The sequence below is a fragment of the Bacillus sp. CBEL-1 genome (genome assembly GCF_004348885.1).
Lineage (GTDB): Bacteria > Bacillota > Bacilli > Bacillales > Bacillaceae_H > Priestia > Priestia aryabhattai_A.
Map to the genome: position 1 here is coordinate 240,043 of NZ_SBIM01000008.1, position 10,736 is coordinate 250,778.

The window sequence follows — 10,736 nt, forward strand, 5'->3', positions numbered from 1 at the left end:
TTTCTTGACAAAAAGAAGACGAAAAGCTCGCCTTCTTTTTACTCTTTTATCTCTATTACATGTCCACCATCTAAAAAATATAAGTAGCTATGTGCGATTGACTTTTTCACGATGGTTTCTACCGCTTTCCGATATAGCTTTAGCTGCACTTCATAGCGGTTTTTCAAGATTTCTTGCGCACTGTTAAAGTCATTGCTAAAGCGATTTTTAATATCATCGGTTTTGTAATCAACAAGAATGAGCTGACCATTCCATTCGTATAAGCAATCTATAATTCCTTGGACTAAAATTGCTTCATTATCATTCCATCCGTAAACCTCTTCTGTTGAGACATTTAAGCTAAACGGCATTTCACGATAAATCTTCTCTGCTTCTTTGAGCTGTTGTCCAATAAAGCTGTTTGTAAATTGAGCAATATCAGAAGGGTTAATACTTTCTGCTTGCTCCGCTGTTAAAATTTCATTGATAACGAGAGAATCAATAAGCTCTTGTACAGCTTCAATTGTTAGCGATTCCTTAAATGGTAAATGTTGCATCACTGTATGCACAGCTGTTCCACGTTCTGCTGCAGTTAATGAATGCGACTGCATAAAGGTCGGACGATCTTCAATGGTTGACTTAAATCCTGTTATAAGTTGACTTTCTGGTTCTTCACTAGTGGTTTGATACTGCCTTTTTAAATCAGAAACGGACTGCTTGGATCGATGTGTCGTTGCTTTTAAATGACTATATTTCCAGCGTAATCGCTCTTCAATACGCTCTTTATTTATACTTTCAAAATCAACTGGATTACCTTCTTGTACCGCAGCTAGCAGTTCTTCATGTTCCGATTGTTCTTCAACCAGCTGTTCAGATAGCTCCGTCGCTTGAATCGCTTGTACTTTCCATTTGGAACTGTGCTCATACACCTCTTGCAACACTGCTCTTTGCTCCTCAGGCATCCACTTTTCGAAATGACGATGTCTGGCTAAAGCAGGACCCACCCAATCAAGATATGACTTGGCATCTGCACGCATATAAGCAGGTAGCTCCCATTGGTCATGAGTTAATACTTGGCTCCATTTTTTCATTTGAGCCTCAGCATCTTTTACAGTTCCGACTAAAATTAATTTTTCCTTAGCACGTGTTAGCGCTACATATAAAACTCGCATTTCTTCAGCAATGCTTTCTTTCTTCATTTTTTGTTTCATGACTTGCTGAAGCAACGTTGGATACGTAATACGAAGCTTTGGATCAATATACTTGGATCCGAAACCGAGTTCTTTATCTAGCATATAAGATTTATTTAAATCCATTAGATTAAACTTACGGTTCAATCCAGCTACGAAAACAATAGGAAACTCTAAACCTTTACTGCTATGGATTGTCATTAAACGAACAACATCTTCTTGCTCACCTAGCGCTCTGGCCGTTCCTAAATCATTTCCACGCTCTTTCATACGATCGATAAAGCGCAGGAAGCGGAATAAGCCTCGAAACGACGTCGCTTCATATTGACGTGCACGGTCATATAAAGCTCTTAAGTTAGCTTGACGCTGTTTACCTCCAGGTAGACCTCCTACAAACTCATAAAATCCTGTATCACGGTAAATCTGCCAGATAAGTGTAGATAAAGAAGTTTGGCGTGCTGTGGTTCTCCATTCGCTAAGCTTCACAGCAAAGTGACAAAGCTTTTCTTGAAGAGGTCCTTCAAGAGACAAGCGAACATAATTTTTCATCGCTTCATAGTACGTCCCCTTTTTATCCTCGGCCCGAATTAGAGCAAGTTCTTCATCTGACAAACCTACAATTGGCGAACGCAATACAGAAGCAAGGGGAATATCTTGATATGGATTATCAATGACTTTTAATAAAGACATCATCATCATCACTTCCGTTGCATCAAAATACCCGGACGACAAATCTGCATAAATAGGAACCCCTTCTTGCTTAAACTCTTCCATAATTTGTGCTGCCCATGGCATAGAGCGAAGTAAAATAACAAAATCTCGATATGTTACGTTTCGCATCACATCTAACTTACGGTCATATACTTGAAAACGATCTTGAACAAGCTGCTTTATCTTACGAGCCATTGCTCGAGCTTCTAGCTGAGCCGTTTCTAATTCTGCTTCTGAAAACTCCACTAAAGTTGACTCTTCTTCCTCTTCTCCGCCTTCTTTGGAAATCAGTAAAAGTTCAGACTCCATTTCACTACTGTCTGGATAAGAAGCCCCCAACTTCAAGGATGCATCGTCATCATAGACGATTTCACCAACCTCTTCATCCATCAGCTGCTGAAAGATAAAGTTGGTCGCATCGATAATCTCAGAGCGGCTGCGGAAATTCTTGTTCAAATCAATTTTCATGCCATTCTTTCGTCCATCATGTGTAAAAGTCTTGTATTTTCCAAGAAAAAGAAATGGTTCTGCTAAACGAAAGCGGTAAATAGATTGCTTAACATCACCGACCATAAAGAGGTTACCATCTTCATCATCATGCGTCACAAGCTGAATTAGGGTTTCTTGTACCATATTCGTATCCTGATATTCATCTACTAAAACCTCTACAAACTGCGTTTTATATTTGTAAGCTACTTCAGATGGTTCAATTCCTTGATCTGACGGACGTCCTAAAATTTCCAAACAATAGTGTTCTAAATCTGAAAAGTCTACGAGTCCTTTCGCTCGCTTTTCTGCTTCATAGCGCTCACCGAACTTCCTTACAAGCGATATAAGAACTTCTACTACAGGATGCATTTTCTTAAAGTCGCTCATGTATCCACTGAGCGGACGAGAAAATAAGTCACTCTGCATTTTTTCAAGAGCTGCTTTTGCTTTTTTACGAAGATCTCCAAACTCATCAAGTAAGGCAGCGTCATACTCATCACCTTTGCATGGCTTTAAACGCGTAAAGCTAAGGGTTTGCATTTGTTCATGTAGCTCAGCAAAAGTGTCAGCTGCAAGCATACGATTAACCTGAGCTAAATCATCCTCAATATTTACTTTTCTTGGAGCTGGACCTCCAGGCATTGTTGTTAACCTAGACGCTTGGTGTAGCATAGCTTGAACACCGCTCAGCTGTTTTTTCACTTCATCCATTAAAAAGTTCATAAATGGAAGAGAGTCAATTGTAGCCTCTTCACCAATGCTATATTGATGAAGAAGCATATCTAACCAGCTATTCGGCTTTGGATTAGAACGAGCAAAATCATATAATCTGCGAACCATATGCTGAACGTCTAAATCATGACGATCACTTGTATATCGATCCACTAACTCAAAAAATAATTGATTACCTTCAAGGCTATACTGCTCTTCAAAAAGCTCGTCCAATACTTCTTCTCTCAAGAGCTCTGCTTCGGTATCGTCTGCAATTCGAAAACCTGGATCCAAGTCAATCATATAGTAATAGCTGCGGATAACTTCAAGACAAAATGAATGAAGAGTTGAAATAGACGCTCGGTTTAGTAAGTGCAGCTGTCTTCTTAAATGTAAAGAAGACGGGTTTATCTTTAACTCTTTTTCTAAAGCTTCCCCGATACGATGACGCATCTCTGCAGCTGAAGCGTTTGTGAACGTCACGACTAATAAACGGTCGACGTCCACTGGATTTTCAGGATCGATAATTTTTTTAATAATGCGCTCAACTAAAACAGCTGTTTTTCCTGAACCTGCCGCTGCTGCCACTAAAATATCTTGTCCAGATGACACGATTGCTTTCCACTGATCATCTGTCCACTGTGAATCAACAGGCTTACTCATTCGTTCCTGACTCATGCTTTTCCTCCTCTCGTATTTTTTCTAAAATATTATTTTGATTTTCATTTTTCAGCTGACGATATTCGTTTTCGCTTAGGGCTTCATCGAATTGACAAATTGAACGGTATTCACAAAAGGCACACGGTGTTTTATCTTTAAGTTTGTAAGGAGATATATCAATTTTACCTTCAGTAATTTCTGTCCCCGCCTCTACAAACTTTTTACGTACGTATTGTCTAAGGTGTGTAAAGTCCGTCTCAGATGCAATTGAAGAGTTCGAATAAAAACCACCTGTTTTTTTAATACCAGCTGAGATAATTTGTGAATGACCAGACTCTAGCGTTTCATCCATTAGGCGAACCGCTTCTTCATCACCTAACAGTAAGCCTTTCATCTTAAATTTCTTAAAGATTTCTTCTTCAACCTGATTTTCACTCAAACTCTTTGTACTATTAACCATCGGATTATGAACGTGGAAGTATAAAACACCTGCAGGTAAAGCACCTTGGTTCGTTTTTAAAAGCTGCTCAGCGTAAGTTACCACTACATCCAAATATGCGAGAATTTGAAGTGAAAGCCCATAATAGACTTCTAGTAAATTTAACGCTTTGTCACTGGATTTATAATCGACAATCCGAAGTAGTATCCCTTTAGAGCTTTCTGCTTTATCTACTCGATCTATTCGTCCCACTAGCTCCATCGTATGTCCATTTGGAAGCGTAAAGGTCATAGAAGGTAATTCTGCATCAGGACCAAAACCTAACTCTAGCCCAACAGGTACAAACCCGCTCGATTTTGCATGTTGACTTAATACAATCGACGCTCGTTCGATTACTTGCTGCAATTTATATGCAAGATATTGATGACGATTAGAACTCAACAAGATTTCGTTTTGTAAGCGCGGCGCTAATTCCTGAACTGCATCAGCAGAGAGAGATTGACAATCTTTCTTCGTTAACTGCTTCCAATCTTTCTCACTAGTTCTCAACTTATCTGAAATATGTTTTAACGCTGCATGAAAGAGCTCACCAATGTCAGGTGCCGCTAGTTGAAACACTTTTCTATCCTTCAACTTTAAGCCATGAGAAGCAAAATGCGAGTAAGGACAAGCCTTAAACTTTTCCATGCGCGATACGCTTGCCTGAATATGTTTGCCATACAAGCGCTCACTTGTTTTCTTCGTTAACCGCTTTGCATCGTTTTGATAAAATAAACTGCTCAAAACCCTTTGACTATACGTCTTCCATTCTGAAGTCATATAAAAGTTATAAACGTCCCACCATGCATCGCTCATTGGATAATGCCGTTTCCAAGCTTGTAGATTGCTTGCTAAATAAGCCATCGTAGACAGTGGATTCGCAATGTAATCAAGCTGCTTTTCCTCTTCTAAACTTGTAGGGTCATTCATTAATAACTTTTCTTCAAGTAATGGAAAGAGCTCTTTCAATCGATTAATAACCAGAGATGGTAGCAAAGATTTCCCTTCATCATTTGCTAGTGGATAGCTGATATATAACTTTTCTTCTGAGCTTACAAGCGCTAAATAAATTAAGAACTGATCATCAAACAGCTGCTGCTTGCCCGTTGGAGCTAACGTCACACCTGATTTAAATAATTCATCGCGGTCTTGATCAGATAAAATACTATCCCCCTGAGGTTTAGCAGGTATCACACCATCGTTCACTCCTACAATAAAGGTCGCTTTAATATTGGAAAAACGAGAGCGCTCGAAGCTTGCAACGAGGACCTGATCAAGAGATGGTGGAACAATAGCAAACTGCATACTGTCTAGTCCTGTCTCAAAAAGCTCAGTAAACAGCTTGATGGATACTTTTTCTTCTCCCATCATTTCTACAAACTGATCAAATAAGTTTAAGACGGCTTTCCATACTTGCTCATGTTCACGTGCTTCTTGTACCTTTCCATTTTCTTCACAGTGATCACGAAGCTTCTCAATTTTTTGTGGGATACTGAGCTCTATTAAAAAGAGGTAAAGAGCTTTTGCTTTTTCTTTCCCCGTCTTTCCTTTTTTTAGTTCCTGCTGCAGTTTCATAAGTGGATTTACAACAAGTTCTTTTAGCTCATTAATCTTTTCTTCGAACTGGACTTCCTCATCTGTTTTTGGTAGATTCATATCCTCTAATGAACGATATTTTCGATACTTCCACCTTTCACCATTTGTCCACTTAGTACCTTGAATCCCATATGCTAAGACATAGTTTTCAAATTGGTCCATTCCTTCCCTTAGCTTATTAACCTCAGCTTCTATCGGAAAAAACATATCTGTCTTAATGGCACGAAAAATACTTTCATAGCGCCAAGAGCCACTTACGACTTCTAAGCTGGAACGAATAAATTCAATAATTGGATGGTGAAACATTGCTCGCTTTTGGTCAATAAAGTATGGAATTTTGTAATCGCGAAATACGGTTTCAATTAATTCATCATACTCATTTTTATTCCGGACAACTAAAGCAATATCTCGGTACCGGTAATCAGAGTCTTTAACTAGCAGCTGAATTTCTCTTGCAATTCCTTCTACTTCTGCACGCCGACTCACAGCAGGATATAAAGAAATGTCATTTGGCTTCTGAAAAAATTCAACAGTTGGACGCTCGTCATAATACTTCTCTAAGTGAGACAATTCTTTGCTGTTTGAATGGCGAAAATTATCCTTTAATAAAACGGGATCTTTTATTTCAATTCCTTGTTCTAACGCTACTTTTGTTAACTCTCTATACGTCTCTCCAGTTAATCTAAAGAGTTGCAAATCAGCTGGTATATAGTCTGCTTGCGTATAATCTCCCGTCAATGTGACCGTTACATCTGAGCAAACTTTCATAAGTTCGACTAAGACATCGAGTTCTTGCTTTGTAAAATGATGAAATCCATCGACGTAAATAACAGCTTTCTTTAAATACGAAGAAAGCTGAATTTTTTCAGCTAATAGTTTCAAATAATCTTCACTATCTACATACTTCATTAATAGCTGTTTTTCTAGCTCTTGATATATAAGTCCTAAATCATGCAGCTTATCCGCTAGCACTTGCTCGTTACTGTCTTTAAGTTCTTGCTGCAGAGTCACTAACGATTCAGGCTCTAATCCATACTGCTTAAACTCTTTTAACATCTTTTCTAGCTTTGTGATAAACCCTTCTTTTTCAGATGCTGCTGCAAATAAGATGAGCTCTTCTTTTTGTTGTTCTATAATTTTTCTAAGCATCATATGCATGCCTGTTTGATCAATATGATAACGACTAATGCCGCCTGCTTCTTGGAGAACTCGCCAAGCCAAACGCGTAAAACTATAGACTTGAGCTCTCATCATTCCGCCCAAGCCTGGCGTTTGAATAAGCTCGTACTCAGACTGGAAAGTCATTTGCTCTGGAACAATATAAATAATTGGGTTACCCAGTGGCTCACGCGCTAATTCTTGGCGAATAGCATTTAAACATGCTGCTGTTTTACCACTTCCAGACCTACCCAGCATAAACTGTAGCATTTTCTTCACCCCTAACGAATTTGAACGCCACAAAAAAAGTGACGTTCAACAAGCTTTCTTTCTATATTCTGATCGGTTATTTACCCTTTTCGTTACCATTTATTTTACTGGACTTACGTAAAGAAATCCAATAAAATAAACCGTTTTGGCTCGTTACCAAAACGGTTTATTTTTCCTATTACATCATAATTCCACCATCGACATGTAATACGGTTCCGTTTACATAATTGGATTCATCTGATGCTAAATATAAGTATGCATAGCCAATATCAGAAGGCTGTCCTAACCTTTGAAGCGGTATGGTTGATTTCATTTGGTTAATGACCTTCTCTGGAACAGCAGCTACCATATTCGTTTCAATAAATCCTGGTGCAACAGCGTTTACGTTAATTCCTTTACGCCCAAGTTCTTTTGCCCAAGTCTTAGTCATTCCTACAACCGCGGCTTTTGCTGCTGCGTAATTGGTTTGTCCAACGTTCCCATATACGCCTGAAACAGACGACGTACTAATAATTTTCCCGCTGCCTTGAGCTACCATATGAGGCACAACAGCTTGCGTACAGTTAAAAACACCCGTCAAGTTAACGTTAATAACTGCTTGAAAGTCTTCCATTGTTAACTTAGTTAGCATTGCATCTCTGGTAATTCCTGCATTGTTAACTAAAATGTCTATTTTGCTATAGGTTTCTACTACTTCTTCTACCATCCCATCTACGTTATCACGATCTGCAACATTGACTTGAAAGAATGTGACGTCTCCACCTTCATTTCGTAAAACCTGTGCTTTCTCTTCACCTAAAGCTTGGTCATAATCAACGAGTGCCACTTTTGCTCCTTCTTTTGCAAAAATCCGTGCAGCTTCAAAGCCTAATCCATTTGCAGCGCCTGTAATAATTGCCACCTTGTCTTTTAATCTCATCTCCTACCACATAGTATGAACGTTCTTAAGAACAGGCTTGCCTCCATACTATGCATAGCCCCCTTTTACTTGACGACAAGCACGTCGTATTCGTAAATCATGTGCAAAAGCGATGAATTAAACAACCCTTTTACTAACATATGTAGTAGAGAATTGCCCAAAACATTCATAACTTTTCAGAAAACAGGGAAATCAACAGATTAAGGTGAGGTAAAGAACGTGTAGGGATTCTAGAAAGTGTAGCAAAACCTGCTAATTTTATCCTTATTTTAACATATATTCCACTAAAGCGAAATCATGAATTCAGAAAAGAAAATTCCTCTTCATTTATTCTACTGGTTCATACGAACATTTAGGCGCCTCTCAATTTGTTTTCCTACAACCCATAATACAAAAATAACAATTAAAACAACAATAGCTTTTGTCGGCTGTTGTACGAAGGAGATAAAGTCAGCTCCTATAAAGCTCATCATAAAAATCATTACCATTTTTCCTGCTAAAACCGCTAACACAAATTGTGGCATACTGACTCTGGATAAGCCAGCAACAACATTAATAGCAGCTGATGGAGTGAAAGGAAAGCATAGCATTAAAAACAGTGGACCAAAACCATGGCGTTCAACCCAGGCCATAATCTTTCGAATTTGAGCATGCCTACTTATAAAATTCAAGAAGCGTGCTTGTCCATATCGACGAAAGATAAGGAAAACAATAATTGACCCTACGCACGACCCAACCCACGAAATTAGAAAACCTAACCATAAGCCAAATGCAGCAGCATTTGCCATAACAAAAGCAAACAGAGGTAAAATCGGAATAAATGCTTCAAGAATAGGAAGTAATAGTCCCGGTATAATACCAAATGATTGATATTCTTCTAAAAGTTCAAGCACACCTTCAAGCGTTAAGTATTCTTTAATTTTATCAAAGTCCATTACTTAATCTCCTAACTGATGACTACTAACTTAATCAACATTGTACTACTTTCATTACCGAAACAAAAGGTGCTCAAACATTTATATTTGTCTGGTCACTATACAATAAAATAAGTCTAAAAATTTAGAAAATTAGTTGTTTTTTTGTTCCTTACTCTATATACTAAGAAAAAGGCTGCAGAGGTGATGATGGATGAACAATGAAAAATCGTACGCCGAGATGATGAAATCCCTCGCTCGCAAAAGAAAAATTCGCGAAGCTGATAACGTGCTTGATATGTACATTGACATGCTTATTGACGATGCCTTATTTAAACACAAAAAAACCATTTTAGAAACGCAAATTAACTATGCATTAGATGAACGAGATCGTACCGCATTTTATGACTTGTCTCTTCAATATCAATCTCTTTTAAGAACATCTACATGAAAAAAGAGCATCTTAACTAGATGCTCTTTTTTAGTGGGCCTAAGTGGACTCGAACCACCGACCTCACGCTTATCAGGCGTGCGCTCTAACCAGCTGAGCTATAGGCCCGTTATGGAGCGGGTGATGAGAATCGAACTCACGACATCAGCTTGGAAGGCTGAGGTTTTACCATTAAACTACACCCGCATATATAAGTCAACAATATTTCCTGGTCGGGAAGACAGGATTCGAACCTGCGACCCCTTGGTCCCAAACCAAGTGCTCTACCAAGCTGAGCTACTTCCCGTTCTATGGCGCGCCCGAGAGGAGTCGAACCCCTAACCTTTTGATCCGTAGTCAAACGCTCTATCCAATTGAGCTACGGGCGCTTAATATGAGCCATGAAGGACTCGAACCTTCGACCCTCTGATTAAAAGTCAGATGCTCTACCAACTGAGCTAATGGCTCTTAATGGCTGGGCTAGCTGGATTCGAACCAACGCATGACGGAGTCAAAGTCCGTTGCCTTACCGCTTGGCTATAGCCCAATAAAATGGTGGAGGGGGGCAGATTCGAACTGCCGAACCCGAAGGAGCGGATTTACAGTCCGCCGCGTTTAGCCACTTCGCTACCCCTCCAGCTTAAATAAATGGTGGAGGATGACGGGATCGAACCGCCGACCCCCTGCTTGTAAGGCAGGTGCTCTCCCAGCTGAGCTAATCCTCCAAATTTCTTATGTAAAAATAAGTGGTGACCCGTACGGGATTCGAACCCGTGTTACCGCCGTGAAAGGGCGGTGTCTTAACCACTTGACCAACGGGCCAATTTAAATGCCTGGCAACGTCCTACTCTCACAGGGACAAAGTCCCAACTACCATCGGCGCTAGAGAACTTAACTTCCGTGTTCGGCATGGGAACGGGTGTGACCTCTCTGCTATCGCCACCAGACATGAATTGAGATTATTCTCTCAAAACTAGATAACATGTTTGCTGAGTACTAAGTTTACTGTCTAGCTACGGCTCCTTTCACAATTGAACAGTCGCCTTCGCTTTTCTAATTTGGTTAAGTCCTCGATCGATTAGTATCAGTCAGCTACACACGTCACCGTGCTTCCACCTCTGACCTATCAACCTGATCATCTTTCAGGGATCTTACTAGCTTGCGCTATGGGAAATCTCATCTTGAGGGGGGCTTCATGCTTAGATGCTTTCAGCACTTATCCCGTCCACAC

Annotated in this window: 5 protein-coding genes, 9 tRNA genes and 2 rRNA genes; 1 reads left to right on the top strand and 15 read right to left on the bottom strand. The window is 39.6% G+C overall.

Annotated elements, in window-relative coordinates; all coding sequences use genetic code 11:
• Positions 1–38: 38 nt before the first annotated feature.
• The 4 genes from addA to EPL02_RS07205 form a co-directional block, all read right to left on the bottom strand.
• The gene (addA, locus tag EPL02_RS07190) at positions 39–3,758 is read right to left on the bottom strand and encodes a helicase-exonuclease AddAB subunit AddA (RefSeq protein ID WP_131887379.1); all 3,720 of its coding nucleotides are present in this window, start codon (positions 3,756–3,758) and stop codon (positions 39–41) included.
• On the bottom strand, positions 3,736–7,242 hold the full coding sequence (gene addB, locus EPL02_RS07195) for a helicase-exonuclease AddAB subunit AddB (protein WP_131887380.1): 3,507 nt from the start codon (positions 7,240–7,242) through the stop codon (positions 3,736–3,738). The genes addA and addB overlap by 23 nt, the downstream gene beginning before the upstream one ends.
• 178 nt (positions 7,243–7,420) lie before the next feature.
• A complete protein-coding gene (gene fabG / locus EPL02_RS07200) occupies positions 7,421–8,161 on the bottom strand; it encodes a 3-oxoacyl-ACP reductase FabG (protein WP_094912885.1) in 741 nt (246 codons plus the stop codon).
• Between the two features lie 332 nt (positions 8,162–8,493).
• Complete coding sequence (locus EPL02_RS07205) at positions 8,494–9,096, bottom strand: TVP38/TMEM64 family protein (protein WP_094912886.1); 603 nt, start codon at positions 9,094–9,096, stop codon at positions 8,494–8,496.
• Between the two features lie 193 nt (positions 9,097–9,289).
• Between EPL02_RS07205 and EPL02_RS07210 the strand changes: the two genes are divergently transcribed.
• Positions 9,290–9,526: an IDEAL domain-containing protein gene (locus tag EPL02_RS07210; protein ID WP_094912887.1), complete on the top strand. Its 237-nt coding sequence runs from the start codon at positions 9,290–9,292 to the stop codon at positions 9,524–9,526.
• Between the two features lie 34 nt (positions 9,527–9,560).
• On the opposite strand, the gene EPL02_RS07215 is transcribed toward EPL02_RS07210, so the two are convergent.
• The 11 genes from EPL02_RS07215 to EPL02_RS07265 form a co-directional block, all read right to left on the bottom strand.
• Positions 9,561–9,634: transfer RNA gene (locus EPL02_RS07215), tRNA-Ile, on the bottom strand.
• A 4-nt stretch (positions 9,635–9,638) separates the two neighbouring features.
• A tRNA-Gly gene (locus EPL02_RS07220) sits at positions 9,639–9,712 on the bottom strand.
• Positions 9,713–9,735: 23 nt separating this feature from the next.
• Positions 9,736–9,812, bottom strand: a tRNA-Pro gene (locus tag EPL02_RS07225).
• Positions 9,813–9,817: 5 nt separating this feature from the next.
• Positions 9,818–9,894 (bottom strand) — tRNA-Arg (locus EPL02_RS07230).
• A gap of 6 nt (positions 9,895–9,900) precedes the next feature.
• Positions 9,901–9,973: transfer RNA gene (locus EPL02_RS07235), tRNA-Lys, on the bottom strand.
• Positions 9,974–9,977: 4 nt separating this feature from the next.
• Positions 9,978–10,052 (bottom strand) — tRNA-Gln (locus tag EPL02_RS07240).
• Positions 10,053–10,058: 6 nt separating this feature from the next.
• A tRNA-Tyr gene (locus tag EPL02_RS07245) sits at positions 10,059–10,142 on the bottom strand.
• 12 nt (positions 10,143–10,154) lie between these two features.
• Positions 10,155–10,230 (bottom strand) — tRNA-Val (locus EPL02_RS07250).
• Between the two features lie 22 nt (positions 10,231–10,252).
• Positions 10,253–10,327, bottom strand: a tRNA-Glu gene (locus tag EPL02_RS07255).
• 9 nt (positions 10,328–10,336) lie between these two features.
• A 5S ribosomal RNA gene (gene rrf / locus EPL02_RS07260) occupies positions 10,337–10,452 on the bottom strand.
• Between the two features lie 111 nt (positions 10,453–10,563).
• Positions 10,564–10,736 (bottom strand): 23S ribosomal RNA (locus tag EPL02_RS07265); the annotation flags it as partial.